The following is a 26,612-nucleotide window of genomic DNA, read 5'->3' as shown; positions in this document are numbered from 1 at the left end:
TGCGGCGGACACCCTGTCGAGCGGGCGCCATCGGGATCCCGTGGCCATCACCTCGGCGCCACAACTCGCTTCAGGGGCCCGGGCTCTGTCCGTGCGCGGCTACCGCCGCGGGCGCGACCGACTCCCACGCGCCCGCGGCCGGAACACCACGCACACCTCCGGCCGAAAGACCTACGCGTCCAACGACGTCATCACGTGCTTGATCCGCGTGTAGTCGTCGAAGCCGTAGCCCGACAGGTCCTTGCCGTACCCCGACTTCTTGAACCCGCCGTGCGGCATCTCCGCGACCAGCGGAATGTGGGTGTTGATCCACACGCACCCGAAGTCCAGCTTCTTGGACATCCGCATCGCGCGGCCGTGGTCCTTGGTCCACACCGAGGAGGCGAGCGCGTACTCGACGCCGTTGGCCCACGACACGGCCTGCTCCTCGTCGGTGAAGGACTGGACCGTGATGACCGGCCCGAAGACCTCCTTCTGGATGATCTCGTCGTCCTGCTTCAGCCCGGACACGACGGTCGGCGCGTAGAAGTACCCCTTCTCGCCGACCTGGTGGCCGCCGGTCTCGACCTTGGCGTGCGCGGGCAGCCGCTCGATGAACCCGGAGACCTGCCTGAGCTGGTTCGGGTTGTTGAGGGGGCCGTACAGCACGTCCTCGTCGTCCGGCTGCCCGGTCTTGGTGTCGGCGGCGGCCTTCGCCAGCGCCGCGACGAACTCGTCGTGGATCGAGGACTGCACCAGCACGCGCGTGGCCGCCGTACAGTCCTGCCCGGCGTTGAAGAAGCCCGCCACCGAGATGTCCTCGACGGCCTTCGGGATGTCGGTGTCCTCGAAGACGACGACCGGGGCCTTGCCGCCCAGCTCCAGGTGCACCCGCTTCAGGTCCCTGGACGCGGACTCGGCGACCGACATACCGGCCCGCACCGACCCGGTGATGGACGCCATCGCCGGCGTCGGGTGCTCGACCATCAGGCGCCCGGTGTCGCGGTCGCCGGTGATGACGTTGAAGACGCCCTTCGGCAGGATCGAGCCGATGATCTCCGCGATCAGCACGGTCGACGCCGGAGTCGTGTCCGACGGCTTCAGCACCACCGTGTTGCCGGCCGCGATCGCCGGCGCGAACTTCCACACGGCCATCATCATCGGGTAGTTCCAGGGCGCGACCTGCGCGCAGACCCCGACCGGCTCGCGTCGCACGATGGAGGTCAGGCCCTCCATGTACTCACCGGCCGACCGTCCCTCCAGCATCCGCGCCGCGCCCGCGAAGAAGCGGATCTGGTCGACCATCGGCGGGATCTCCTCGGACCGCGTGAGCCCGATCGGCTTGCCGGTGTTCTCCACCTCGGCCGCGATGAGCTCCTCGGCCCGCTCCTCGAACGCGTCCGCGATCTTCAGCAGGGCCTTCTGCCGCTCGGCGGGCGTGGTGTCGCGCCAGCCCGGGAAAGCGGCCGCAGCGGCGGCCATCGCCGCGTCCACGTCCGCGGGTCCGGACAGCGGCGCGGTCGCGTACGCCTCGCCGGTCGCGGGGTTGACCACCTCGGTGGTCCGCCCATCGGCGGCGTCCCGGAACTCACCGGCGATGTAGTTGCGTAGTTTGCGCATCCGACGCAGCTCGGTGCTCACTGCCGGCCTCCTGGAGGGGTTGAGACGGGGTTGAAACGGGGGGTTGAAATGGGGGGTTGAAACTGTCCACTGACTGAGACACCCACCCTAATCGCCAGGCCCGCGTTTTCAACACCCCTGATCGCGCCAAGACTGCGAAATCCGCAGGTATCAGTCACGTGAACAACGAATTTCATCGCCCCAACCTTGCGAAACCGACGAGACGTCGTGCACAGTGAGCTCGTGGCCAGTCGAAGCGCAGACCCCAGGGACTCCCGCGAGTCCAGGAGCGAGGCCCGGCACGAGTCCAGGAACGGCAGCAGCCCGAACCTGGACGCCGTCTCCCTCGCCATCATCGAGCAGCTCCAGGAGGACGGCCGCCGTCCGTACGCCGCGATCGGCAAGGCCGTGGGCCTGTCCGAGGCGGCCGTGCGCCAGCGCGTCCAGAAGCTGCTCGACCAGGGCGTGATGCAGATCGTCGCCGTCACGGACCCGCTCACCGTGGGCTTCCGGCGCCAGGCGATGGTCGGCATCCACGTCGAGGGCGATGTCGAGTCCGTGGCCGACGCGCTGACCGCCATGTCCGAATGCGAGTACGTGGTGATGACGGCCGGCTCCTTCGACCTGATGGTGGAGATCGTCTGCGAGGACGACGACCACCTCCTGGAGGTCATCAACCGCCGCATCCGGGCCATCCCCGGAGTGCGCTCCACCGAGAGCTTCGTCTATCTGAAGCTCAAGAAGCAGACCTACATGTGGGGAACCCGATAACCGTGAGGACCCGATAACCGTGAGCTCCAAGGACCTCAGCCGCACCGCGTACGACCACCTGTGGATGCACTTCACCCGCATGTCCTCGTACGAGAACTCCCCGGTCCCGACCATCGTCCGGGGCGAGGGCACCTACATCTACGACGACAAGGGCAAGCGCTACCTCGACGGCCTCGCGGGCCTGTTCGTGGTCCAGGCCGGCCACGGACGCGTCGAGCTCGCCGAGGCGGCGTTCAAGCAGGCGCAGGAACTGGCGTTCTTCCCGGTGTGGTCCTACGCCCACCCGAAGGCCGTCGAGCTCGCGGAGCGCCTCGCGCAGCACACGCCCGGCGACCTCAACAAGGTCTTCTTCACGACCGGTGGCGGTGAGGCGGTCGAGACCGCCTGGAAGCTCGCCAAGCAGTACTTCAAGCTGGTCGGCAAGCCGACCAAGTACAAGGTCATCTCCCGCGCGGTCGCCTACCACGGCACCCCGCAGGGCGCCCTGTCCATCACCGGCCTTCCGGCTCTCAAGGCCCCCTTCGAGCCGCTGGTCCCGGGCGCCCACAAGGTCCCGAACACCAACATCTACCGCGCCCCGATCCACGGCGACGACCCCGAGGCGTACGGCCGCTGGGCCGCCGACCAGATCGAGCAGCAGATCCTCTTCGAGGGCCCGGACACCGTCGCCGCGGTCTTCCTGGAGCCCGTGCAGAACGCCGGCGGCTGCTTCCCGCCCCCGCCCGGCTACTTCCAGCGGGTCAGGGAGATCTGCGACCAGTACGACGTGCTGCTGGTCTCGGACGAGGTCATCTGCGCCTTCGGCCGCCTCGGCACCATGTTCGCCTGCGACAAGTTCGACTACGTCCCGGACATGATCACCTGCGCCAAGGGCATGACCTCGGGCTACTCCCCGATCGGCGCCTGCATCATCTCCGACCGCCTGGCCGAGCCGTTCTACAAGGAGGACAACGTCTTCCTGCACGGCTACACCTTCGGCGGCCACCCCGTGTCGGCCGCGGTGGGCCTCGCCAACCTCGACCTGTTCGAGCGCGAGAACCTCAACCAGCACGTGCTCGACAACGAGGGCGCCTTCCGCTCGACCCTGGAGAAGCTGCACGACCTGCCGATCGTCGGCGACGTCCGCGGCAACGGCTTCTTCTACGGCATCGAGCTGGTCAAGGACAAGGCGACGAAGGAGTCCTTCAACGACGAGGAGACCGAGCGCGTCCTGTACGGCTTCCTCTCCAAGGCGCTCTACGACAACGGCCTGTACTGCCGTGCCGACGACCGCGGCGACCCCGTCGTCCAGCTCGCCCCGCCGCTGATCTCCGACCAGGGGACCTTCGACGAGATCGAGCAGATTTTGCGCGCGACCCTCACCGAGGCCTGGACGAAGCTCTAGCCCCCGGCGATCCCCGGCCCGTACGGCCCGGAGTGCACCCGTCCGAGTGACAGGCACGCACCCCGGGCCGTGTGCTGTACAACGTCCCGCCCCCGCCTCCTTAGCGTGCCTGGTAACCGATCGGCCCTGCTTTCGTTCCCCCGCTCGGGGGATTGCAAGGCACAACGGACCAGAACGAGGTGTACGCCCATGGAGGCCCCGCCGGACAACGACGTGCTCTGGGCACGCTCCCTGCACTTCACCCACCGCGACGGCTCGCCGGCGCTCCAGGGTGTCTCCCTGGGAGTGCGCGAGGGCGAGATCCTCGCCGTCAGCGGGCCGCGCGGCAGCGGCAAGACCGCACTGCTCAGATGCCTGTCCGGACTCACCCCGGCCCAGCGCGGCGAGGTCTGGTTCAACAGCGTGCCCGTGCACACCATGGGCCCGATGACCCGCGAGCGCCTGCGCCGCGACCGCTTCGGCTGGATCGACCCGGCCCCGGTGCTCGTCCCCGAGCTCAACGCCTGGGAGAACGCCGCCCTCCCCCTCATGCTGCGCGGCACCGGCCGCCGACGCGCCAGGACGGCCGCCGTGGAGTGGCTGGAGCGCCTCGACATCGGCGACCGGACCCGCTGCCGCCCGCACGAGCTGACCCAGTCCGAACGTCAGCGCGTCTGCGTCGCCCGCGCCCTCGCCCCCGCCCCGTCGGTCCTGTTCGCGGACGAACCGACGGCTCCGCTGCACCGGGCGGAGCGCGCGCACGTCCTGCGCACGCTCACGACGGCCGCACGCTCCCACGGCATCACCGTGGTCCTGGCGACGCACGACACCGACACCGCAGCCCTGGCGGACCGCACGGTCACCCTCCTGGACGGACGCCGGGTGAACACCGTGCACCTGCCCCCGATGGCCGACCCGGAAGGCCGTACCGCGTGCTCGCTCTCCGTCTGACCTGGGGCGCCCGTCCCGCCGTACAGCTGCGTCGCCTCCTGGTGGCGTTCGCCTCGGCCGGCACGGGCTTCCTCCTCCTGTGCACCCTCGGCCACGCGATCAGCCACCCCGAGGACGCCTCCGGGGCCGCCCTGCGCCTGGCGTGGTGCCTGACTCCCGTGGCGGCGACGGTCCACTTCGCGCTGGCGGTCGCCCGCACCGACCCGGGCACCCGCCCCCGCCCCGGTCTCGCCGCGATCGGACTCGGCCCGGCCCGCCTGATGGCCGTCACGGCCACGACGACGGCCCTGTCCTGCACCCTCGGCTCGATGCTGGCGCTGCTGTTCTTCCTGCACCTGCGCGGCGACCTGACGGGCATGCCCTTCGACGGAGCGGCGGCGGACTTCCTGGCGGCGGACGCCCCCCTCCCGTTGCCGGCGGCCCTGACTCTGCTGGGCCTGGTCCCGGCGATCGCGTCGGTGACGGTGGCACTCGTCCTGCGGCCACGGGACGACAGGCCGGCGGCGGCGAGGAGGCAGGCACGGTCGTACGGCCGCTTCGGGGCGTACGGCAGGACGACAGCCAGGGAGCCCTTCGGGGCGTACGGCCGCTTCCGCGCGCGCCGGACCGCGGGCGAGCCCGCCGCGGCGCCCCCCACCGAAGAGAACCCGGCCCCGGCCCCGGACCCCGGCCAGGACGACAGCGCTCTGCCCCCACTCCCCCGGGAAGCCCCCAAAGGCCTCCCCTGGGGCATCACCATCCTCTCCGCGGGCCTGGCCGTGGAGGCCTACGCCAACCGTCAGGGCGCCGCTCCCGCCGCCCCGCTCCCCGGCGGCCTCGCAGGGGCCCCCTCCGTCCTCATCGGCTGGCTCCTGACCGCCGTGGGCCTGGCGGTCGCCGGACCCGGCCTCACGCACCTGTGCGGCCGTCTCCTCCAGTCCACGCAGCCCGGCGCCCTGCGCCTCCTCGCCGGCCGGGTCCTCATGGCGGAGGCCGCCCGCATCGGCCGCCCCCTGGGCATCGTCTGCGCGGTGGCCTCCGGCGCCTACGCCATGGCCAGCCTGTACGACACCGCAGGGCCCGAGGTGGGCCCCCTCACCACCCTCGGTCTGCTCCTCGTGACGAGCTGCACGCTCGCCACGCTTCTGACCGCCGCCGTGGAGGCGAAGCACGCGCGCTCCGACACCACGGCCGCGCTCGTCCGCCTCGGCGCCCCCGCCACGATGCTCCGCAGCGCCGCGGCCCTCCGCGCGGGCGCCCTGCTGGCCCTCTTCGGCCCGCTGACCCTGGTCGTGGCCGAGCTGGCGGCCCTGCCCCTGTCCTCCTGAGCCGGACACGGAAAGTCGTACGAAAAAAATCTCGGGTCGCCGATGACTTTCGCCGGCCCCACCCGTCTAACCCACCGAACAGCACGCACCCGATGGGAGAGACTCAGATGACCTCGCCGACGTACCAGCAGATGATCTTCGTGAACCTGGCCGTGAACGACCTCGACGCCTCGAAGAAGTTCTTCACGGAGCTCGGTTACTCGCTCAACCCGCAGTTCAGCGACGACAACGCCGCGTCCGTCGTGATCAGCGACACCATCGTCGCGATGCTGCTGAAGAAGCCGTTCTACTCGACCTTCACCAAGAAGGAGATCGCGGACGCGACGACGACCAGCGAGGTCCTGATCGCGCTGAGCGCCCAGAGCCGCGCGGAGGTCGACGAGCTGGTCGACAAGGCGCTCGCGGCGGGCGGCACCCCGGCCGGCGAGACCCAGGACCACGGCTTCATGTACGGCCGCTCCTTCGACGACCTCGACGGCCACACCTGGGAGGTCATCTGGATGGACCCGGCCGCGATCCAGAGCTGACCCACGGGCCGCCACTGGGACGTGCGAGCATGGGCGGGTGCAGACGAGCCCCGCCCATGCGGCACACCACGACGACCGTGAGATCGAGACGCTGGAGGAGTTCGACGCGGTCGTGGCGGCCCGCGGCACCCTCACCGGTTTCCGGGTCCAGTCCGTCGATCTGACCGACCGCACAAGGGAGTTGCTGGCCACCGACACCTCGGAGGCCGTCTTCCTGGGCTGCCCGATGCGGGAGAACGCCGCGGCCAAGCTCCGCACGGACGGCGCCCTGGTCTTCCCGCCCGTCCCGCACCTGCCCTTCGACCCGTACCGCGGACTGCTGTACTCCCCCGACGAGTTGTTCGACGGACTGGAGAAGGGGTACGAGCAGACTCCCGACGCCCTCGCCTACGCCTGGTTCCAGCGCACCAGGGCCGACGGCGACATATACGCGTCGATGCTCCGCTCCCTGCACGACGACGCCGTCTCCGACGCCCTCGACGAACTCCTGCGCGGCACACAGGTCGTGGGGGTGATGGGCGGCCACGCGATGGCCCGCGGCACCCGCGAATACGCCGGTGCCGCCCGCCTCGGCCGCGAACTGGCCCGCGCCGGGTTCACCGTGGCCACCGGTGGCGGCCCGGGCGCGATGGAGGCGGCCAACCTCGGCGCCTACGCGGCCCCCTTCGAGGACGCCATGCTCGACGAGGCGTGCGAACTCCTCGCGACGGCGCCCTCCTTCACACCGTCGATCACCGACTGGGCGCGCGCCGCCTTCGAGGTCCGCTCCCGTTGGCCCCGGGGCGGACACTCCGTCGGCATCCCGACCTGGTTCTACGGACACGAGCCGCCGAACGCCTTCGCCTCGCACATCGCCAAGTACTTCGCCAACGCCACCCGCGAGGACGGCCTGCTCGCCCGCTCGAACGCCGGTGTGGTCTTCCTGCCGGGCGCCGCCGGCACCGTGCAGGAGATCTTCGACAACGCGACGCCGAACTACTACGAGTCGCGCGGCGAACCCACACCGATGGTCCTCGTCGACCGCGTCCACTGGACACAGAAGCTGCCCACCTGGCCGCTGCTGCAGGCGCTCGCGCGGGAGCGGTCGATGGAGGCCCGAATCGCCCTGGTTGACCGGATCGAGGAGGCTCCGGCGGCACTGAAACGTCTCACAATGTAATAAGAAGGCAAAGTCAACGGTTGTAAGGCGCCTGCACGTTGACACTTCTTATGCAGCGCTTATAGACCTGTGAGACTCCTGGGGTTGGTGATGCCATATCACCGACTCTTCAACCCCCCGCATTTGCGCACCCCGTGAAGGATGAACGTGGCATTCACGCCCATATCCCGCCGCACCTCCCGCGCCGCGCGCTTCCTCGGCGTCGCCGCCGCCTCGACCGCGATCGTGCTCGGCGCCTCCGGCAACGCCCTTGCCTGCGACATCAAGGAGTTCTCCGCCGAAGCGAAGTGTGACGGCACCCAGGGCGTCATCACCGTCACCGACGTGGACAAGACCGGCGTCGAGGCGACGGTCTCCGTGTTCCTGCAGAGCAACGGCGCCGACGCGAAGAAGGTCGGCGAGCAGACGGTGAAGGGCTCCAAGGGGGGCACCACCATCACCTTCAAGGAGGACTGGGCGCCCAACGCGGAGTACCGCATCCGTGTCGTCGCCAAGCCCTACGTCGACAAGGACATCACGCCGAACCTGACCACCCCGGCGACCGCCTGCAAGACCGAGGACACGCCGACCCCGACGCCCACGCCCAGCCCGTCGGACTCCGCCAGCACCCCGGCCGAGGAGTCCCCGACCCCGACCCTGTCGGCGTCGGAGGGCACCAGCACCGCTCCGGCCAGCGTCGAGAGCAACGCCCCGTCGCCCGCGGCCGGCGACTCCAACCTCGCCGAGACCGGTGCGAACTCCAACACCGGCCTGATCGCGGGGATCGCGGTCGCCCTGGTCGCCCTCGGCGGCGGCGCCGTGTTCTTCGGCCTGCGCCGCCGTGGCGCCGGCAGCCGCTGACACCCACAGCAGTCCGGTGGCCCGTCCCCTCAACGGGGGCGGGCCACCGCCCTGTTCACCCGAAGGTCGTCCGCTCCAGCCACAACTCCAACAGCTCCCGCTCCCCGAGGACTTCCAACTCCGGCTGGTCCAGCGGCAGTCGACGGTAGAAGGCGAGCATGACGGCGGTCAGCGGACCCCGCAGCGCGACGGTTGCCTTCTCATGCCCCCGCCGCCAGACGACGACGTCCTCGGTGAGCTCGACCAGCCACTCGGCGTCGAGCTCGGGAGTCGCGTCGGTGGCATGCAGATGGATGCTGCGTCCGGGGCCGCGCAGGTCCCTCGCCCCGTCGTGCGGCATGGCCCGCTGCACGAACTCCACGATCTGAAGCCATTCGTCGATCGCGTCGGCGGCGATGTCCGGGGCGACCTCGTACGGCAGCCCGGCGGCGAGAGCGGCGTCGGCACGGTGGACGGTGAGTTCGTGGGCCATCCGCCGGGCCCAGAAGCCCGAGGTGGGGATCCCGGCCCAGGACCACACCTCGGCGTCCGGCCCGGCCTCCCGGAGCGTGGCGACGAGCAGGTCGCCGGTCTCGGCGAGCCACGCGTCGAGATCACCGGCGGTCTCGGGCCCCTCCCCCAACGGCACCTTCTCGTCGGGCACTTCCTCCCGCGCCCGGGTCCGCACCAACAACTCCGCCCAGCGCAGGGCGCCCCCGGTGTGCCGCACCAGCCGCCGCAGTGACCAGTCCGGGCAGGTCGGCACGGTCACGGACAGATCGGCCCCGGAGGTCACCACGGCCCTCAGCAGGCCGACCTGGTGGGCGATCTCGTCGCAGTAGCGGTCGTGGGAGAGCGTGGAGGCGGTGTTCGCCGTCCTGGCGTCCGATCGCGGCGCGTTCATGCCCGCACTGTAGGTCCGCCCCCCTCAGCCCAGCACCACAATTTCGGCGGCCTCGAACTCCACCCCGACCACGTCCCCGACCTCCGGCGCCTCGCGCAGCGCACACGCGGCCTCGAGCCGCGGCCCGCCGCCTTCTGAGGGATGCAGGTGTACGGCGACGTGCGTGCCCTTGAAGGTGCGCGCGCCGACCGTGCAGCGCAGGCCCTCGTCCGCCGCCACGAGCCGCACCCCCGCGGGCCGCACCAGCACGCTCCGAGCCCCCTGGGCGGCTCCCGACGGCACCGGCACCTTGCCCCACGCCGTGTCCGCGGCCTCGCCTGTCACCGTGCCCTCGACCACGTTCTCGAAGCCGAGGAAGCGCGCCACGAACTCGTCCGCCGGCCGCTGCCACACCTCGAGCGGCGTACCGGACTGGGCGATCCGCCCGTCCCGCATCACCACGACCCGGTCGGCGAGCGCGAAGGCCTCCCCCTGGTCGTGGGTGACCGCGAGCACCGTGGTGCCCAACCGCCCGAACAACTCCCGCAGTTCGACGACCAGCCGCTCCCGCAGGGAACGGTCCAGCTGCCCGAGCGGTTCGTCGAGCATCAGCAACCGGGGCCGGGGAGCCAGCGCCCGGGCCAGCGCGACCCGCTGCTGCTCACCACCCGAGAGCGCGGCGACGGCACGGCGGCCCGCGCCCGGAAGCCCGACGAGGTCGAGCAACTCCCGCACCCGCTCCTCCTGTTGGGCCCTGGAAGCCCGCTGCATCCGCAGTCCGAAGGCCACGTTGGCGCCCACGTCCCGCTGCGGGAACAGCTGATGGTCCTGGAACATCAGCCCGACCCCGCGCTTGTGCGCGGGCACCCCGCCCTGGTCGCGTCCGTCGAGCAGGACCCGTCCTCCGTCGAGCGGTTGAAGCCCGGCCACCGCCCGCAGCAGCGTCGACTTCCCGCTCCCGCTGGGCCCGAGCACGCACACGAGCTCGTGCTCGGCGACATCGAGACCGACCCCGTCGAGCACGGCCCGCCCGCCGAACCGCACCGTCGCGTCCTCAAGGCTCAGCAGCATCAGAACTCCCCGGTCCGGTCGGTCCGCAGCCGTTCGAGCACCAGCAGCGCCACCGCGCACACCACCATCAGGATCGTCGAAAGAGCCATCGCCTGGCCGTAGTTGAGATCACCGGCCCGCCCGAGCAGCCGGGCCACGGCGACCGGCAGGGTCGGGTTGTCGGGCCGTGCGATGAACACGGTCGCCCCGAACTCGCCCAGCGACACGGCGAAGGCGAAGCCCGCCGCGATCAGCAACGCCCGCCGCACCATGGGCAGGTCCACCTCCCGCCACACCCGCCACGGCGAGGCCCCGAGCACGGCCGCGGCCTCCCGCAGCCGGTGGTCCACGGCCCGCAGCACGGGCAGCATGGTCCGCACCACGAAGGGCACCCCGACCAGCGCCTGGGCGAGCGGCACCAGGATCCAGGACTGCCTCAGGTCCAGCGGCGGCTCGTCGAGGGAGATCAGGAACCCGAAGCCCACGGTCACCGCGGACACCCCGAGCGGCAGCATCAGCAGCGCGTCGAAGCCCCGTACGAACCGGCCCGCGTCCCGCCGCGTCAACGCGGCCGCCGCGAGACCCCCGACCGCCACCGCGATGGCGGTCGCGACGAGGGCGTACTCCAGCGAGTTCCCGACCGCCTCGATCGGCGCGACGAGGAAGATCCCGCCGTCGCTGTCGGTCAGCGCCCGGTAGTAGCCGAAGCCGGGGGCATCCAGCGACCGCTGGACGAGCACGGCGAGCGGCAGCACGAGGAGTACGGCGACACAGCCCACGACCCCGGCCAGCAGGCCCCACTGCCCCGCCCCGCGCGGCCGCCGGGCGGTCACGGACGCGTCCACGAGCCGCAGCGCGGTCTCCCGGCGCCGCACGGTCCACGCGTGCAGGGCGAGGACCGCGCCCACCGCGACGAACTGGATCAGCGTCAGCACGGCGGCCGTGGACAGGTCGAAGATCTCGGAGGTCTGCCGGTAGATCTCCACTTCGAGGGTCGAGAACGTCGGCCCGCCGAGGATCTGCACGACCCCGAAGGAGGTGAACGTGAACAGGAAGACCATCAGCGCGGCGGCGGCCACCGCGGGCGCGAGCGCGGGCAGGGTGACGGTCCGCCAGGCCCTGAGCCGGGACGCGCCCAGCATCCGCGCGGCCTCCTCCTGACGCGGGTCCAGCTGGGCCCACAGTCCGCCGACGGTCCGTACGACGACCGCGTAGTTGAAGAAGACGTGCGCGAGCAGGATCGCCCACACGGTGGTGTCCAGCCGTACGCCCCACAGGTCGTCCAGCAGCCCGCCGCGCCCCACCAGCGCCAGGAAGGCCGTACCGACGACGACCGTCGGCAGCACGAAGGGGACGGTGACCACGGCCCGCAGGATCTGCTTGCCGGGGAAGTCGAAGCGCGCGAAGACGTACGCGCCGGGGAGTGCGACCAGGAGCGTGAGCGCGGTCGAGGCGAGCGCCTGCCAGGTGGTGAACCACAGGACGTGCCGGATGTCCGGCTGAGTGAGGACGTCGGTGATCCGGCCGAACTGCCAGGCCCCGCCCGCCTTGAGTCCGCGCGTGACGATCGCGGCGACGGGATAGGCGAAGAAGACGGCGAAGAACGCGACGGGCACGGCCACGAGCCCGAGCCGGGCCGCCGCGTTCGTGACGCCCTTGCGGGGCCTTACTTCAGTACGAGCGAGGTCCATGACTTGACCCAGTCGTCACGGTTGTCGGCGATCTTCGCCGGGTCCATGGTCTCGGGATCCTTGGCCTGCGGACCGTACGCGGTGAACTCGGCCGGCACCTTGGCGCCCTCCACCACCGGATACACGAACATGTTGAGCGGCATGTCCTGCTGGAACTCCTTGGTGAGCAGGAAGTCCAGGAACGCCTTGCCGCCCTTGGTGTTCTTCGCGTTGCTCAGCAGCCCCGCGTACTCGATCTGCCGGAAGCAGGTGCCCTGCGCCACCCCGGTGGGGGCGGTCTTCGGCTTCGGGTCGGCGTAGATCACCTCGGCGGGCGGCGAGGAGGCGTACGACACGACGAGCGGCCGGTCGGCCTTCGCCTTCCTGCCCCCGGCGGAACCGGAGAACTCCTCGTTGTAGGCCTGCTCCCAGCCGTCGACGACCTTGACGCCGTTGGCCTTGAGCTTCTTCCAGTAACCCTTCCAGCCGTCGTCGCCGTACTTCGCGGCGCTCCCGAGCAGGAACCCGAGACCCGGCGAGGAGGTGGAGGCGTTCTCGGTGACGAGGAGGTTCTTGTAGGCGGGCTTGACCAGATCGTCGTACGACGTCGGCGGGGCCAGCTTGTGCTCGCTGAAGTAGGCCTTGTCGTAGTTGACGCAGATGTCGCCGGTGTCGATGGGCGTGACCTTGTCGCCGTCGACCCGGTACCCGGCCTCGATCCCGTCCGCGCCCTTGGCCTCGTAGGACTGGAAGAGGCCGTTGTCGAGCGCGCGGGAGAGCAGGGTGTTGTCGACGCCGAAGAAGACATCACCCTGCGGGTTGTCCTTGGTGAGGATGGCCTTGTTGACGGCCTGCCCGGCGTCGCCGTCCTCCAGGACCCTGACCTTGTACCCGGACTTCTTCTCGAAGTCGGCGAGGACGCTCTTGGAGACGGCCCACGAGTCGTGGCTGACCAAAGTGACGGTCTTGGAGCCGGACCCGCCGGATCCGGAGGACGACGACCCGCACGCGGACAGCGTGACCAGGCCGAGGCCCACGACGACAGCACAGAACTTCTTGTTGTTCACGGTGATGACCGAACTTCCTACCCAGAATGACCTGGGCGAGGTTCAGAGGGTCTGCGGCCCGATTGCCGCACTCTCAGCGCTGTGGCGCTCCCCTGTCGGATATGAAGATGTACGTACGTACGGTCGTCAGACTACCGCTCGGTGGCCGCGAGCTGGCCACAGGCCCCGTCGATCTCCTGCCCACGGGTGTCCCGGACCGTCACCGGCACACCATGGGCGGCGATGGCCTCCACGAACGCCTTCTCGTCCTCGGGCCGGGAGGCGGTCCACTTGGACCCGGGGGTCGGGTTCAGCGGGATGAGGTTGACGTGCACGGGCTTGCCCTTGAGCAGCCGTCCCAGCCGGTCGCCGCGCCAGGCCTGGTCGTTGATGTCCCGGATCAGCGCGTACTCGATGGACAGCCGACGCCCGGACTTCGCCGCGTACTCCCAGCCGGCGTCGAGGACCTCGCGCACCTTCCACCGCGTGTTCACGGGGACGAGGGTGTCGCGCAGCTCGTCGTCGGGGGCGTGCAGGGAGATCGCGAGCCGGCACTTGAAGCCTTCGTCGGAGAACCGGTGAATGGCGGGCACGAGCCCCACGGTCGACACGGTGATGCCACGCTGCGAGAGCCCGAGCCCGTCGGGGGCGGGATCGGTGAGCGCGCGAATGGAGCCGACGACCCGCTTGTAGTTGGCGAGCGGCTCGCCCATCCCCATGAAGACGATGTTGGACAGCCGGGCGGGGCCGCCCGGAACCTCCCCGTCCCGCAGCGCCCGCATCCCGTCCACGATCTGGTGGACGATCTCGGCGGTGGACAGATTGCGGTCGAGCCCGGCCTGTCCGGTGGCACAGAAGGGGCAGTTCATGCCACAGCCCGCCTGCGAGCTGATGCACATGGTCACCCGGTCCGGGTACCGCATCAGCACCGACTCCACGAGCGTCCCGTCGAACAGCCGCCACAGCGTCTTGCGCGTGGTCCCCTGGTCGGTCGACAGATGCCGTACGACGGTCATCAGCTCCGGAAGCAACGCCTCCTGGAGCTTGCCGCGCGCGCCGGCGGGGATGTCCGTCCACTCCGCCGGGTCGTGCGCGAACCGCGCGAAGTAGTGCTGCGAGAGCTGCTTCGCACGAAACGGCTTCTCCCCGATCCCGGCCACGACCTCCTTGCGCTCGGCGGGCGTGAGGTCGGCGAGATGCCGCGGCGGCTTCTTGGCTCCGCGGGGGGCGACGAAAGTGAGTTCTCCGGGCTTAGGCATGGCTGTACCAGTGTCGCAGATCATCCGGGCCCCCCGATCAGAGGAGCTGGGCACCGCCGTACGAGACAGTCAGGCCGAAGAGGATGATGACCGGCCCGATCACGTAGCCGCCCCACTTTCTGTCCGCGATGCCCCGCACCAGCACGACGCTCAGGACGACGCCGAGTATCACGATGCAGACGCCGAAGATCAGGATCAGAAATCCGATCAGGCCGGTCCAGGTGAGGGGGTGGTCCGGGTTGGGGGTGAACACGGCCGCGAGGGGCAGCCCGCCGAAGTCGCTCACTTCTCGTCCTTGGTCAGGTCCTGGATGTCGGCCTCGATGCCGGACCCGGCCGCGTAGACGCCGGTGTTGAGCGTGGTGCCGACCGTGTTCCGGAAGGAGCCGTCCGCGAGCTTCCCGCGGTCGCTGAGGTGCTCCCCGCCGAGGCTGCCGTGCTGCTCCAGGGCGTGGTTGACGCCATGGTTCTGGGCGTTTCCGAAGGCGCCCGTCGCGGCGTTCGTCAGGGCGTCCTGGCCCATGGTCGAGACGTCCTGGCCACTCATGGCGTCGGCGGTGAGACCGCCCGCCACATTGCCGGCCGCGCCGTTGACCGTGGTGCCGACCAGGCCCTCCCCCTTCAGGAGGTCGCCGGTGACTCCCGCGAACCGGGCGCCCAGCGCTCCGGCGCCCGCGACGAACCCTGAAGTGCCCGCCGCGGCCCACCCGCCGTTCCTGAAGTCGTCCCCGACGGTCACCGGCTGCCCGTGGGCGGCCTGGTTCAGCATCAGGCTTCCCGAGTCGGCGACGAAGTTGGTGACGAAGGTCTCGGTGGCCTTCGCGCTGAACCGCCCGAACCCGGCGAGCCACTCCACCAGTTTCGCCGTCTGTTCGGCGCCGCTCGCGCCGAGGCGTTCCAGCAGGCCACCCACCTTCTCCGCCGCCGCCGTGAAGAGCCGGACCAGGTCCACGATCCTGGCCACCCGCGTCGCCACCGCCGTGTTCGCGACGAGGTCGGAGATGAAACCGGTGAAGAACGACAGCGCGACCCCGGCGATCTCCATCTCGGCGATCTCGACGCAGATGTCGATGATCTCCTTGTTGATCCCGTCGATCTCGTCGGCGTAGGACCGCAGGCCGTCGGCGACGTGGTGGAAGTTGGCGGCGACGTCCTGGACGACTTTCTTCTGCTCGCCCCAGTGCTTCTCGAAGGCGTCCCGCGCGGCCCCGTGCCAGCCCTGCTTGTCGACCCCGGCGATCGCGGAGTCCACAGCCCGTACGACATCCGTCAGCTCGGTGCCCATGGCGTCCCAGGCACGGGCGATGGCCCGGAGCGTGTCGCCGTCGCCGCCCGGGAGTTCCACACCGGCGGCCTGCAGGATCTCCAGGACCTTGCCGTCGATCCAGCTGTTGATGCTCACGGACGCCCACCCGAGGCCGCGGAGTGCAGGTAGCCGAGGGCAGTGCGGTCCGAGTCCGTGTAGTGAGTCGCGTTCAACCGCAGGCGGTCGCTGTCGCTCCTGAGCACGTCCGGAAGCTGTCCGAGTGCCCTGACAGTGCTCTCCAGCAGCTGCCGGTACTTCTCCGTCGCCCCGTCACAGATCCCCAGCAGCCCGAATGCCTGCCCGATCTCCGCCGCGCTCCCCGAGAACGCCCCGATCGGCCCGGCAAGCCCCGTCGCCTCCCGGTCGAACCTGGCCGCCAGATCCGTCAACGTCTCGGGGTCCACCCCGAACTGCCCGCTCATCCTGTTCCCCCGTTCGAAAACCGACGCGGCGGTCAGCATCCCGGACGAACTCCCGCGGAAACGGCCCCTTTTACGTATGCCAAGCAAGGCCTGACACACAATTTGCGCCGCCCTGGCCTCCACCATGCCTACAGTGACGGGCCCACCACGCCTGCGGTGACGCAACGCAAAGGGGCGGCAGCCGTCGCTGCCGCCCCTCGCACGTCCTCGTGCGTCAGCCGCTGCCCACGAACAGCACCAGCAACAGCCACACCACCGGCGCCGTCGGCAGCAGTGAGTCCAGGCGGTCCATGATGCCGCCGTGGCCCGGCAGGAGTGTGCCCATGTCCTTGATGCCGAGGTCCCGCTTGATCATCGACTCGCCGAGGTCACCCAGCGTCGCGCTGGCCGCGACCGCGAGCCCGAGCAGCAGACCCTGCCACCACGCACCGTCGTCGATCAGGAACTCCATGCACAGCGCGCCCGCCGCCATCGCGAACGTCACCGCTCCGACCAGGCCCTCCCGGGTCTTGCCGGGGCTGATGCGCGGCGCGAGCTTGTGGGTGCCGAAGCGCCAGCCGACCGCGTAGGCGCCGGTGTCGCTGACGACGGTCAGGAGGAGGAAGGTCAGCACGCGTGCCGCCCCGTCCTCGGCCGCCAGCATCATGGCGACGAACGTGGCCAGGAACGGGACGTAGAACGCCGCGAAGACACCCGCCGTGACGTCCCTGAGGTATCCCTCCGGCGGTTCCGTCATCCGCCAGACGAGGACCGCGAGTGCCGTGAGCGCCATGGCGACCCAGGCACCCTCCGCGCCCCGGACGTACCCGGAGACGACCATCGCGGCCCCACCGAGCGCCAAGGGCACGAGCGGAGCCTTGATGCCCTTGCGCTCCTCCAGCCGCTTCGTCAGCTCCCACAGTCCGACCACGACGGCGACCGCTATCACGCCGACGAACGCGGCCTTGACGAAGAACAGCGAGGCGATGATCACCACGCCGAGCCCGACCCCGACTCCTATGGCCGCACCCAGGTCCCGCCCCGCGCTCTTCTTCTGCGGCGCGGGCGCCGGCTGCGAGGCGTCGGGCATGGGCTCCGGATTCTGCTTCTGCGGTGCCGCCGCGTAGGGCTGCGCCGATGCGGTCTCTGCACGGAACGTGTCGTCGCGGTACGTCCCGTCCCGGGACGTGTCGTCCCGGAACAAGGGACCGCTCAGCCGAGCGGTCCCCCGGTCGTCGTCCTGGTCGTCGCCATACCGGGGTACGGCGGGTCCGTCGGGCACGATGGGCATGGGGCGAGTGTGCTGCGCGTCATGCGCATCGTACGCGGGACCCGCCGGGGCGGCCCCCTGGACAGGCCCCCGGTCGGACGGCCCCCAGTACCCGGCGTGTGGCGGAGTCGCCCAGGAAGAGTCGTTCATCAGACCTCGAGAAGCTCCGCTTCCTTGTGCTTGAGGAGCTCGTCCACCTGGGCGACGTACTTGTGCGTCGCGTCGTCGAGCTCCTTCTCCGCACGGCGGCCCTCGTCCTCGCCGACCTCGCCGTCCTTGACGAGCTTGTCGATCGCGTCCTTGGCCTTGCGGCGGACGGAGCGGATGGACACGCGCGAGTCCTCGGCCTTGGCCTTGGCGACCTTGATGTAGTCGCGGCGGCGCTCCTCGGTGAGCTCGGGGAACACCACCCGGATGATGTTGCCGTCGTTGCTCGGGTTGACGCCCAGGTCGGAGTCGCGGATCGCCTGCTCGATGTTGCGCAGGGCGGTCTTGTCAAACGGGGTCACCACGGCCATGCGCGGCTCCGGCACGGAGAACGAAGCCAGCTGGTTGATCGGCGTCGGCGCGCCGTAGTAGTCGGCCACGATCTTGTTGAACATCGCCGGGTGCGCACGCCCGGTGCGGATCGCGGCGAAGTCCTCCTTGGCGACCACGACGGCCTTCTCCATCTTCTCCTCGGCCTCGAGGAGGGTCTCTTCGATCACCACTTGCTCCTGCGTGTCTTGAAGTAGGCCCGGCTGCTGTTCCGTGTGCGTGGGGCGGCGGCCGGCTGCGTCGCGCTTCTTCCTGCACGGTTCCCGACCGGCAGGACATTGTCCATCCCCGGTCAGGGACCGGGTGTGTTCCGGGTCAGTGCCCGCTGCCCTGCTCACCCACCAGCGTGCCGATCTTCTCACCCTTGACGGCACGGGCGATATTGCCCTCGGCCAGGAGCTCGAAGACCAGGATCGGGAGCTTGTTGTCGCGGCACAGTGTGACGGCCGTGGCGTCGGCGACCTTCAGGTCACGGGTGATGACCTCGCCGTATCCGAGGGAGTCGAACTTGACCGCGTCGGGGTTGGTCTTCGGGTCGGAGTCGTAGACCCCGTCCACGCCGTTCTTGCCCATGAGCAGCGCCTCGGCGTCGATCTCCAGGGCGCGCTGGGCGGCGGTGGTGTCGGTGGAGAAGTACGGCATGCCCATACCGGCGCCGAAGATGACCACGCGGCCCTTCTCCAGGTGGCGCACGGCACGCAGCGGGATGTACGGCTCGGCCACCTGGCCCATGGTGATGGCGGTCTGCACCCGGCTGTCGATGCCCTCCTTCTCCAGGAAGTCCTGGAGGGCGAGGCAGTTCATCACGGTGCCGAGCATGCCCATGTAGTCCGAGCGGGCCCGGTCCATGCCGCGCTGCTGGAGTTCGGCACCGCGGAAGAAGTTGCCGCCGCCGATGACGACGGCGATCTCGGCACCGTCCCGGACGACGGCGGCGATCTCACGGGCGATCTTGTGCACCACGTCGGGGTCCACACCAAGGCCGCCGCCACCGGCGAACGCCTCTCCGGACAGCTTCAGCAGAAACCGGCCGCGCACTTTGCCGTCGTCGCTCTTCTGGGCCTTGGTGGTCATGGGGATCCCGCCTCTTTCACCTGTTGCACATACGAAGAAGGCCACTGCCGGTGGGAACTGGTTCGCATCCCATGCGCGGCAATGGCCTCCTCGTCAGATCTGCTGTCGTCCGCCACGCGCGTGCGTGGCGGCGTACCGGACGACTGCTGACGACCCTATAGGGCCCGCGCGTCGCTCGCGGTACGGACTCAGATGCCGACCTTGATGCGCGTGAAGCGCTTCAGGGTGACACCGGCCTCGTCCAGAACCTTCTGGACCGACTTCTTGTTGTCGAGCGCGTACGGCTGACCGAGCAGCGTGGCGTCCTTGAAGAAGCCGTTCAGGCGACCCTCGACGATCTTGGCGATCGCGGCCTCGGGCTTGCCCTCGGCGCGGGTGGTCTCCTCGGCGATACGACGCTCGGACTCGACGACCTCGGCCGGCACGTCCTCCTTGGAGAGGTACTTCGGCGCGAAGGCGGCGATGTGCTGGGCGACGCCCTTGGCGATCTCGGCGTTCGGCTTGTCCAGCTCGATGAGGACACCGATCTGCGGGGGCAGGTCGGGCATCGTGCGGTGCATGTACGCGGTCACGAAGCCGTCGGTGAACTGCGCGAAGCGGTCCAGGACGATCTTCTCGCCGAGGTTGGCGTTGGCCTCGTCCACGTACGCCTGGACGGTCTTGCCGGCCTCGATCTCGGAGGCGAGCAGGGCCTCCAGGTCGGCCGGGGAGGTCTTGGCGACGTGCTCGGCGATCGCGTTGGCGACGGCCTGGAACTTCTCGCCCTTGGCGACGAAGTCCGTCTCGCACTTCAGCTCGACGAGGACGCCGGAGGAGTTGTCGTCGGCGATGATGGAGACCACTGCGCCGTTCTCGGCGGAGCGGCCCTCGCGCTTGGCGACGCCCTTCTGGCCCTTGATCCGGAGCGCCTCGACGGCCTTCTCGACGTCGCCCTCGGCCTCGTCCAGCGCCTTCTTGCAGTCCATCATGCCGGCGCCCGTGAGCTCACGGAGCTTCTTGACGTCGGCGGCGGTGTAGTTCGCCATGAGTCTGTGAATCTTTCTCGAAGTCTGGAAGATCGAAGATCTACGGGGTCTGCGGCCCCCATGTGGCCGGGGGCCGCCGACTCTCCGATGACCTACGGGTGAACGGCGGGAGCGGAGTTCACCGCGCCGGAGGCGCTGATGAATGCAGTACCGCTCCCGCCGTCACCCCTGACGCTGACGGATCAGGCCTGCTCGGCGTCCGCGGCCGGAGCGGCCTCGGCGGCGGGGGCCTCGGCCTCAGCCGCGGGAGCCTCCTCGGCGGCCGGAGCCTCGGCCGCGGGGGCCTCCTCGGCGGCCGGAGCCTCAGTGGCCGCAGCCTCGTCGGCCGGAGCTGCCTCGGCGGGAGCCTCCTCGGCCTTCTTCTCCCCACCCTCGAGCAGGTCGCGCTCCCACTCGGCGAGCGGCTCGCCCGCGGCCTTCTCGCCCTTGTCACCGGTGGCGACGCGCGAGCGGGAGATGAGCCCCTCGGCGACGGCGTCGGCGATCACGCGGGTGAGCAGGGTGACGGAGCGGATCGCGTCGTCGTTGCCCGGGATCTTGTAGTCGACCTCGTCGGGGTCGCAGTTGGTGTCGAGGATCGCGACGACCGGGATGTTGAGCTTCCGGGCCTCACCGACCGCGATGTGCTCCTTCTTGGTGTCCACGATCCAGACGGCGCTGGGCACCTTGGACATCTCGCGGATACCACCGAGGGTCTTCTCCAGCTTGGCCTTCTCGCGCGAGAGCACGAGAAGCTCCTTCTTGGTCAGACCGGAAGCGGCGACGTCCTCGAAGTCGATCTGCTCAAGCTCCTTGAGGCGCTGCAGACGCTTGTAGACGGTGGAGAAGTTGGTGAGCATGCCGCCCAGCCAGCGCTGGTTGACGTAGGGCATGCCGACACGGGTGGCCTGCTCGGCGATGGCCTCCTGCGCCTGCTTCTTCGTGCCGACGAACATGACCGTGCCGCCGTGGGCGACGGTCTCCTTGACGAACTCGTAGGCGCGGTCGATGTACGACAGCGACTGGAGCAGGTCGATGATGTAGATGCCGTTGCGCTCCGTGAAGATGAAGCGCTTCATCTTCGGGTTCCAACGACGGGTCTGGTGACCGAAGTGGACGCCGCTTTCCAGCAGCTCCCGCATCGTGACGACGGCCATGGCCGTTCTCCTTGGTGTTCTCGGTTGTACCGCGGGTACCGGAGGGCACCCGCGCCTGACGCCCGCGACGCGCCTTGCCGCTAAGGACCGAGAGGCGCTGACACCGACCGCGTGACGGCTGGATGTCGGGGCGTGCGAAGTCGACCCGGTGACCCGGATCGCCAGAAGAAGTGTACGGGACCGGCGGGGTACCGGGTGACGCCGATGTCCACAACCCGGGAGTAGTCCACAGGCCCCGGCCGCGACCGGGGCGGACGCGGGACGGTTTCCGCATGCGAGCGAAGCGATGCGGTCGAGTCGGGCGGTGCGGTACGTGGCTGGTGCTGGGCCTTCTGCTGTTCCTGACGGCGCCCGGCCCGGCCCCGGCGCCCACGCCGGAGCAGGCCCCCCTCACGCCGACGGCCACGGCCACGGACGTCTCCGTACCGGTGATCGGCCGCACCTGGCCCGTGGGCACCCGCCCGACGGTCCTGCGCGGCTGGGAACCACCGGCGACGGTGTACGGCCGCGGCCACCGGGGCGTGGATCTCGCAGCACCCGCCGACACCCCGGTACGGGCGGTGGCGCCGGGCCGGGTGTCCTTCGCGGGCCGGGTGGCGGGCAGGGGCGTCGTCTCGGTGGAGCTGACAGGCACGGATCTTCGAACGACCTACGAGCCGGTGACGGCGTCGGTGGACAAGGGCGACGAGGTGGAGGCGGGTGAGGTGGTGGGCACGGTGGAACCGACGGGCTCCCACTGCACAACGACCTGCGTGCACTGGGGCTTGCGCAGAGGCGAGAGCTACCTGGACCCCCTGTCCCTGCTCCCACCGTGGCTCCTGCGCAGAGGTCCGTCGAGACTGCTCCCCGTACTCGACGTCCCCTTGCCCTGACAGCCAAGCTCTCCCAGCCCAGCCCAGCCCAGCCGAGCCGCGACGAGCCTTAACCCCGCACACCCCGCAACGCCATGGAAACCGCGGCTTCGGTAATCACCGAAGGCTCCTCCGCGGCCCCCAGCTCGATCCGCCGTGCCGCCGAGTCCACCACGCCCTGCACCAGCATCGCCGCCAGCCGAGGCTGCTCATGCCCCAGCTCGCCGAGCACCTCGACGATCATCGCGACCAGTCCGCCGTGCGCCGCCCGGATCTTCTCCCGAGCCCCCACGTCCAGCTCGCTCGCCGAGATGGCGACGATGGCCCGATGCCGCCGGTCACCCACCAGCGTCAGCTGCCGCCGGACATACGCCTCGACCTTGGCCTCCGCCCCCTCCACCGCGGCCATCGCCGCCGAGACCTCCGCGGCCCACACGGGGAAGTCGACCGCGCACAGCTCCTCGACCACGGCGGCCCTCGACCGGAAATACTCGTACACGGACGAGCGCGCGAGCCCCGTCCGCTCGGCGAGGGCCGGGAAGGTCAGCGCCTCCGTCCCGCCCTCGGACAGCAAAGAGCGAGCCGCGTCCAGCAGGGCGGCTCGCTGCATCGACCGGTGCTCGGCCACGGAGGCCGCTCGAATCCTTGGCACATCAACCACTGTACGGACGCACCACTCCGGGCGGGAGCCACTCCACCCGACGAGCCGTCACCGGAAGGCCGTCCGGCCAGGTCAGCGGCCGAAACTGGCCAGCTTTGCCCGCAGTTGCAGCACGGATTTGGTGTGGATCTGACTGACCCGGCTCTCGGTGACCCCCAGCACGTTCCCGATCTCGGCGAGCGTGAGCCCTTCGTAGTAGTAGAGGGTCACGACGGTCTTCTCCCGCTCGGGCAGGGTGTTGATGGCCCGCGCGAGGAACCGCCGCAGCTCCCGGTCCTCGGCGACCTCCACCGGGTTGTCCGCGGCGGGGTCCTCCAGCGTGTCCATGAAGCTCAACCCGTCGCCGCCCTCGCCCCCGACGTGCAGCAACTCCTCCAGCGCCACCACGTTGGCCAGCGACAACTGGCTGAAGACCGCGTGCAGATCGTCCACGGCGATCCCCAGCTCGCCGGCGACCTCGCCCTCCGTGGGCGTCCGTCTGAGCCGCGCCTCCAGCGTCGCGTACGCCCGCTCGACGTTGCGCGCCTTCTGCCGCACGGAGCGCGGGATCCAGTCCAGCGCCCGCAGTTCGTCGATCATCGCGCCCCGGATCCGGGTGATCGCGTACGTCTCGAACTTGATCTCCCGGTCGATGTCGAACTTCTCGATCGCGTCGATGAGCCCGAAGACCCCCGAGGAGACGAAGTCCGCCTGCTCGACGTTGGGCGGCAGACCGACGCTCACCCGCCCGGCGACGTACTTCACGAGCGGTGAGTAGTGCAGGATCAGCTGCTCTCTCAGGTGCTCGTCTCCCGTCGCCTTGTACGACCGCCACAGTTCGTCGAGGGTCGAGGGAGCGGGCGGCCGCACGCTGCCACCGTCACGGGCGGCTGGGGGGATCGCCGCCCGGTCGGACCCGGAAGTGTGCTGGGGCATTCGTCGCCTTGTGCCGTTCTGCCGTGAAGTACGCGATGTACGCGATGTACGCGGAAGTGCGTCGGAATCCCCGTGAGCGTAGCGTGACTGAGGAGTCGCAGTGCGCAAACAGTGCGCCCGGGATCGTGCGCAGACGCGTTCCGCGGTCCACTCCCACGAGGCGCGGCCATCGCGCTGTGTGATCAACGGAACACCTCAACTGCCGGAATTCCCAAGGGCTTCGGGGTTCCCCCGGACGGCCGAACACGCTCCGTCAACACGGGCCGCGGCCACCCCTCACGGAGATCATCGCCTGGCGTGTCAACTTCCAGCCGTCGCCGTGTCGTTCGACGTAACCAAGTGAACGGAGCTCGTACAGTCTCGCGACGGCGTCGTCCCGGGTCGTCTGCGCCCCGCGCGCGATCTCCTCCACGCCGGCCTCCCGGCGCCCGGGCAGCGCGGACAGGACCCTCCGTGCCTCCGGGTCCAGCAGATCGCGCGGCAGCACGGGGCCGCGCCGGTCGGGGGCCAGCTCCCCCATGTCGCCGACCAGTTCCACCACTTCCGCGGCGTCCGTGACCAGCGTGGCGCCCCCGCGCAGCAGCTCGTGCACCCCGGCGGACAGGCTGCTGGTGGCCGGCCCGGGCACCCCCATCGTGTGACGGCCCAGCCGCTGTGCCGCGCGGGCGGTGACCAGTGAGCCGCTGCGGTGGGCGGCCTCGACGACCACGGTGCCCCGGGTGAGGGCGGCGATCACCCTGTTGCGCAGCACGAATCTGCTGGGCGTCGGATGATCGCCGGGCGGCAACTCCCCGATCACCAGGCCCTGTTCCGCGATCCGGGTGATCAGCTGCGTGTGTCCGCGCGGGTAGGGCCGGTCGACCCCGCAGGCCAGGACGGCGACGGTGGCACCGCCCGCGCCGAGGGCACCGCGGTGGGCGGCGCCGTCGACCCCGTAGGCCCCGCCGGACACGATGACCCACCCGAGCTCGGCGAGCCCGGTGGCGAGGGTGGCCGCCATGTGGGCCCCGTACTCGGTACAGGCACGGGCCCCGACGAGGGCGACGGATCTCAACGCCCACATCCGCAGGCTGGGCCGCCCCCGCACCCACAGTCCGAGCGGCCGCGCGTCTCCGAGGTCGTCGAGCTGTCCCGGCCACTCGGCGCCGCCGGGAACGACGAACCGCGCACCGGCCTCGAACGCGACGGCGAGATCCCGGCGCGGTTCGGCCACCCGGGCCCTGGCCCGCATGCCGCTCCACCGCTTCTCGCTCACCCCGGGCAGCGGCTCCCCGCATCCGCGCAACCGCGAGGCCACCTCCTCCACGCCCCGTTCCCGGACCCACCGCCCCGCGACCTCGTCACCCGGTTCGACGACCCGAGCGAGGAAGACGCGGTCGAGCAGGTCGTCGTCGGGTTGGTCGCGGGTCATGTCAGCGCCCCGATGGCCATGGGCACGCCCCGGGGTACTCCGGTGCGCAGTTGCAGCGCCAGGGCGACGTCCGTCGCGTCCGGACGGTCGTGTCCGACGAGGTCCGCGACGGTCCAGGCGACGCGCAGGACGCGGTCGAGTCCCCGGGCGGTCAGGACGCCCCGCTCCAGATTGCGCTCGGCCTCGTCCATCGACCCGGACACGGCGTGCCAGCGGTTGCGCAGCTCGCGTCCGGGCACCTCGCTGTTGGTCCGCCACGGGGTGCCGGCGAACCGCGTCGCCGCGCGTTCCCTGGCGGCCCGCACCCGGTCGGCGACCACGGCGGTCGACTCGCCCCGGGCACCGCGTCCGGAAAGCTGGTCCCGTGTGACGCGGTCCACCTGCACCCGCAGGTCGACCCGGTCGAGCAGCGGACCGGAGAGCCGGGCCTGGTAGCGCCGGACCGCCGAGGGCGGGCACTCGCAGAAGTCGTCGGTCTGCGAGAAGCGACCGCAGGGGCACGGGTTGGCCGCGAGCACCATCAGGAACTTCGCCGGGAACCGTACGACACCCGCACTGCGTGCGATCACCACGTGCCCCGCCTCCAGTGGCTGTCGCAGCGCGTCGAGTGCCTGGGTGCTGAACTCGGGCGTCTCGTCGAGGAAGAGCACCCCGCGGTGCGAGAGCGACACCGCCCCGGGCCGGGCGACACCGCCGCCCCCGCCGACCAGCGCCTGCATGGTCGCCGAGTGGTGCGGGGCGCAGTAGGGGGCGACGTCGACCAGGGGCTTGCCCGCGGGCAGCAGTCCGGCCACCGAGTGGACCGCGGTGACCTCCAGCGACTCCTCCCGGCTCAGCCGGGGCAGGACAGCGGGCAGCCGCTCGGCGAGCATCGTCTTGCCCGCGCCGGGCGGCCCCTCCAGGAACAGATGGTGGCCCCCGGCCGCCGCGACCTCCACGGCCGTCCGCGCCGAGGTCTGGCCCACGACGTCGGCCAGGTCGTGTCCGTGGTCCTGCTGAGCGGCTCCGGCGCTGTGCATGCCCGTCGCCGCGCCCGTGCCCGGCACCCTCAGGCCGGCCAGCAGTGGATCGGGACGGCCCGGCTCGTGCGGCTCCTCGTCGGGCACCGGTTCGTCCGCCAGGACCGCGATGAGCTGCCGCAGACTGCGTACACCCAGCACGGAGATCCCGGGCACCAGCGAGGCCTCGGCCGCGGCGCACTCCGGCACGACGACCTGTACGTAGCCGGCGTCCGCGGCGGCCAGCACCGCGGGCAGGATGCCCCGGACCGGACGCACCCGTCCGTCCAGGCCCAGTTCTCCGACCATCACGATGTCGGCGAGCACGCGCGGGTCGATCCGCTCGGAGGCACCCAGCACGGCGCACGCGACAGCGAGGTCGAATCCCGACCCCGCCTTCGGTACCGAGGCCGGGCTGAGTCCCACCGTGAGCTTCTTCTGGGGCCATTCACCCCCCGAGTTCACGACGGCCGCCCGCACCCGGTCCCGGCTCTCCGTCAGGCTCTTGTCCGGCAGTCCCACCAGCGTGAACGCCGCGACCCCGGGCTCCAGGTCCGCCTGGACCTCGACCACGACCCCCTCGACGCCCACCAGCGCCACCGAGCACGTACGAGCGAAACCCAT

At 70.5% G+C, this 26,612-nt stretch carries 26 protein-coding genes and 1 riboswitch; of the genes, 8 read left to right on the top strand and 18 right to left on the bottom strand.

Annotated elements, in window-relative coordinates:
* Positions 1 to 171: 171 nt before the first annotated feature.
* Positions 172 to 1,620, bottom strand: coding sequence for a gamma-aminobutyraldehyde dehydrogenase (locus ACFVYN_RS24390; RefSeq protein WP_390001788.1), 1,449 nt, complete (start codon positions 1,618 to 1,620; stop codon positions 172 to 174).
* A gap of 207 nt (positions 1,621 to 1,827) precedes the next feature.
* Here ACFVYN_RS24390 and ACFVYN_RS24385 point away from each other — a divergent pair, with 207 nt between their 5' ends.
* From ACFVYN_RS24385 to ACFVYN_RS24355, 7 genes are all read left to right on the top strand, one after another.
* Positions 1,828 to 2,370 (top strand): Lrp/AsnC family transcriptional regulator, encoded by a 543-nt coding sequence (locus tag ACFVYN_RS24385; protein WP_390001786.1) that lies wholly within the window; start codon positions 1,828 to 1,830, stop codon positions 2,368 to 2,370.
* A gap of 19 nt (positions 2,371 to 2,389) precedes the next feature.
* Complete coding sequence (locus ACFVYN_RS24380; RefSeq protein ID WP_390001784.1) at positions 2,390 to 3,754, top strand: aspartate aminotransferase family protein; 1,365 nt, start codon at positions 2,390 to 2,392, stop codon at positions 3,752 to 3,754.
* 189 nt (positions 3,755 to 3,943) lie between these two features.
* Positions 3,944 to 4,684, top strand: coding sequence for an ABC transporter ATP-binding protein (locus ACFVYN_RS24375; RefSeq protein ID WP_390001782.1), 741 nt, complete (start codon positions 3,944 to 3,946; stop codon positions 4,682 to 4,684).
* Positions 4,666 to 5,991, top strand: a complete 1,326-nt coding sequence (locus ACFVYN_RS24370) for a hypothetical protein (RefSeq protein ID WP_390001780.1) — start codon at positions 4,666 to 4,668, stop codon at positions 5,989 to 5,991. Before ACFVYN_RS24375 ends, ACFVYN_RS24370 begins: the two co-directional genes overlap by 19 nt.
* Before the next feature lie 107 nt (positions 5,992 to 6,098).
* The gene (locus ACFVYN_RS24365) at positions 6,099 to 6,518 is read left to right on the top strand and encodes a VOC family protein (protein ID WP_390001779.1); all 420 of its coding nucleotides are present in this window, start codon (positions 6,099 to 6,101) and stop codon (positions 6,516 to 6,518) included.
* A 37-nt stretch (positions 6,519 to 6,555) separates the two neighbouring features.
* Positions 6,556 to 7,677, top strand: coding sequence for an LOG family protein (locus ACFVYN_RS24360; RefSeq protein ID WP_390001777.1), 1,122 nt, complete (start codon positions 6,556 to 6,558; stop codon positions 7,675 to 7,677).
* A 147-nt stretch (positions 7,678 to 7,824) separates the two neighbouring features.
* The gene (locus ACFVYN_RS24355; protein ID WP_390001775.1) at positions 7,825 to 8,517 is read left to right on the top strand and encodes an LAETG motif-containing sortase-dependent surface protein; all 693 of its coding nucleotides are present in this window, start codon (positions 7,825 to 7,827) and stop codon (positions 8,515 to 8,517) included.
* 55 nt (positions 8,518 to 8,572) lie between these two features.
* Here ACFVYN_RS24355 and ACFVYN_RS24350 read toward each other — a convergent pair whose 3' ends face one another.
* The 13 genes from ACFVYN_RS24350 to rpsB all read right to left on the bottom strand — a co-directional run bounded on the left by ACFVYN_RS24350 (position 8,573) and on the right by rpsB (position 21,152).
* Complete coding sequence (locus tag ACFVYN_RS24350) at positions 8,573 to 9,400, bottom strand: maleylpyruvate isomerase family mycothiol-dependent enzyme (RefSeq protein ID WP_390001773.1); 828 nt, start codon at positions 9,398 to 9,400, stop codon at positions 8,573 to 8,575.
* A gap of 24 nt (positions 9,401 to 9,424) precedes the next feature.
* Positions 9,425 to 10,450: an ABC transporter ATP-binding protein gene (locus ACFVYN_RS24345; RefSeq protein ID WP_390001771.1), complete on the bottom strand. Its 1,026-nt coding sequence runs from the start codon at positions 10,448 to 10,450 to the stop codon at positions 9,425 to 9,427.
* Positions 10,450 to 12,120, bottom strand: coding sequence for an ABC transporter permease (locus ACFVYN_RS24340; RefSeq protein WP_390001769.1), 1,671 nt, complete (start codon positions 12,118 to 12,120; stop codon positions 10,450 to 10,452). Before ACFVYN_RS24340 ends, ACFVYN_RS24345 begins: the two co-directional genes overlap by 1 nt.
* Positions 12,096 to 13,166 (bottom strand): thiamine ABC transporter substrate binding subunit, encoded by a 1,071-nt coding sequence (locus ACFVYN_RS24335; protein WP_390001767.1) that lies wholly within the window; start codon positions 13,164 to 13,166, stop codon positions 12,096 to 12,098. The genes ACFVYN_RS24340 and ACFVYN_RS24335 overlap by 25 nt, the downstream gene beginning before the upstream one ends.
* Positions 13,163 to 13,270: riboswitch (TPP riboswitch) on the bottom strand. Its footprint overlaps the gene before it by 4 nt.
* Before the next feature lie 27 nt (positions 13,271 to 13,297).
* Complete coding sequence (rlmN, locus tag ACFVYN_RS24330) at positions 13,298 to 14,404, bottom strand: 23S rRNA (adenine(2503)-C(2))-methyltransferase RlmN (RefSeq protein ID WP_390001765.1); 1,107 nt, start codon at positions 14,402 to 14,404, stop codon at positions 13,298 to 13,300.
* A gap of 37 nt (positions 14,405 to 14,441) precedes the next feature.
* On the bottom strand, positions 14,442 to 14,690 hold the full coding sequence (locus tag ACFVYN_RS24325) for a hypothetical protein (RefSeq protein WP_390001763.1): 249 nt from the start codon (positions 14,688 to 14,690) through the stop codon (positions 14,442 to 14,444).
* Positions 14,687 to 15,805, bottom strand: coding sequence for a WXG100 family type VII secretion target (locus tag ACFVYN_RS24320; protein WP_390001761.1), 1,119 nt, complete (start codon positions 15,803 to 15,805; stop codon positions 14,687 to 14,689). The genes ACFVYN_RS24325 and ACFVYN_RS24320 overlap by 4 nt, the downstream gene beginning before the upstream one ends.
* Positions 15,802 to 16,170, bottom strand: a complete 369-nt coding sequence (locus ACFVYN_RS24315; protein ID WP_390001759.1) for a WXG100 family type VII secretion target — start codon at positions 16,168 to 16,170, stop codon at positions 15,802 to 15,804. Before ACFVYN_RS24315 ends, ACFVYN_RS24320 begins: the two co-directional genes overlap by 4 nt.
* A gap of 175 nt (positions 16,171 to 16,345) precedes the next feature.
* Positions 16,346 to 17,530: a phosphatidate cytidylyltransferase gene (locus ACFVYN_RS24310; protein WP_390001757.1), complete on the bottom strand. Its 1,185-nt coding sequence runs from the start codon at positions 17,528 to 17,530 to the stop codon at positions 16,346 to 16,348.
* Positions 17,530 to 18,087 (bottom strand): ribosome recycling factor, encoded by a 558-nt coding sequence (gene frr, locus ACFVYN_RS24305; protein WP_057616820.1) that lies wholly within the window; start codon positions 18,085 to 18,087, stop codon positions 17,530 to 17,532. Before frr ends, ACFVYN_RS24310 begins: the two co-directional genes overlap by 1 nt.
* Before the next feature lie 145 nt (positions 18,088 to 18,232).
* Complete coding sequence (gene pyrH, locus ACFVYN_RS24300) at positions 18,233 to 18,991, bottom strand: UMP kinase (protein ID WP_390001755.1); 759 nt, start codon at positions 18,989 to 18,991, stop codon at positions 18,233 to 18,235.
* Between the two features lie 188 nt (positions 18,992 to 19,179).
* Positions 19,180 to 20,016, bottom strand: coding sequence for a translation elongation factor Ts (gene tsf / locus ACFVYN_RS24295; RefSeq protein WP_352389439.1), 837 nt, complete (start codon positions 20,014 to 20,016; stop codon positions 19,180 to 19,182).
* A gap of 182 nt (positions 20,017 to 20,198) precedes the next feature.
* Complete coding sequence (gene rpsB, locus ACFVYN_RS24290) at positions 20,199 to 21,152, bottom strand: 30S ribosomal protein S2 (protein ID WP_390001753.1); 954 nt, start codon at positions 21,150 to 21,152, stop codon at positions 20,199 to 20,201.
* Positions 21,153 to 21,424: 272 nt separating this feature from the next.
* Here rpsB and ACFVYN_RS24285 point away from each other — a divergent pair, with 272 nt between their 5' ends.
* Positions 21,425 to 22,024 carry a murein hydrolase activator EnvC family protein gene (locus ACFVYN_RS24285; RefSeq protein WP_390001751.1) on the top strand — a complete coding sequence of 200 codons (600 nt, stop codon included), beginning with the start codon at positions 21,425 to 21,427 and terminating at the stop codon, positions 22,022 to 22,024.
* Between the two features lie 49 nt (positions 22,025 to 22,073).
* Here the strand turns inward: ACFVYN_RS24285 and ACFVYN_RS24280 are convergent, their stop codons facing one another.
* The 4 genes from ACFVYN_RS24280 to ACFVYN_RS24265 form a co-directional block, all read right to left on the bottom strand.
* Entirely contained in the window at positions 22,074 to 22,631 is a 558-nt protein-coding gene (locus tag ACFVYN_RS24280; protein ID WP_390001810.1) for a TetR/AcrR family transcriptional regulator, read from the bottom strand.
* Between the two features lie 105 nt (positions 22,632 to 22,736).
* Positions 22,737 to 23,579 carry an RNA polymerase sigma factor WhiG gene (gene whiG, locus ACFVYN_RS24275; protein ID WP_390001749.1) on the bottom strand — a complete coding sequence of 281 codons (843 nt, stop codon included), beginning with the start codon at positions 23,577 to 23,579 and terminating at the stop codon, positions 22,737 to 22,739.
* Between the two features lie 253 nt (positions 23,580 to 23,832).
* The gene (gene dprA / locus ACFVYN_RS24270) at positions 23,833 to 24,990 is read right to left on the bottom strand and encodes a DNA-processing protein DprA (RefSeq protein ID WP_390001748.1); all 1,158 of its coding nucleotides are present in this window, start codon (positions 24,988 to 24,990) and stop codon (positions 23,833 to 23,835) included.
* Positions 24,987 to 26,612 (bottom strand): YifB family Mg chelatase-like AAA ATPase, encoded by a 1,626-nt coding sequence (locus ACFVYN_RS24265; protein WP_390001747.1) that lies wholly within the window; start codon positions 26,610 to 26,612, stop codon positions 24,987 to 24,989. Before ACFVYN_RS24265 ends, dprA begins: the two co-directional genes overlap by 4 nt.

The sequence above is a fragment of the Streptomyces sp. NPDC058307 genome (genome assembly GCF_042880295.1).
Taxonomy (GTDB): domain Bacteria; phylum Actinomycetota; class Actinomycetes; order Streptomycetales; family Streptomycetaceae; genus Streptomyces.
Note: the sequence above shows the minus strand (reverse complement) of the source record. Positions and strands in the feature narration are given on the sequence as shown.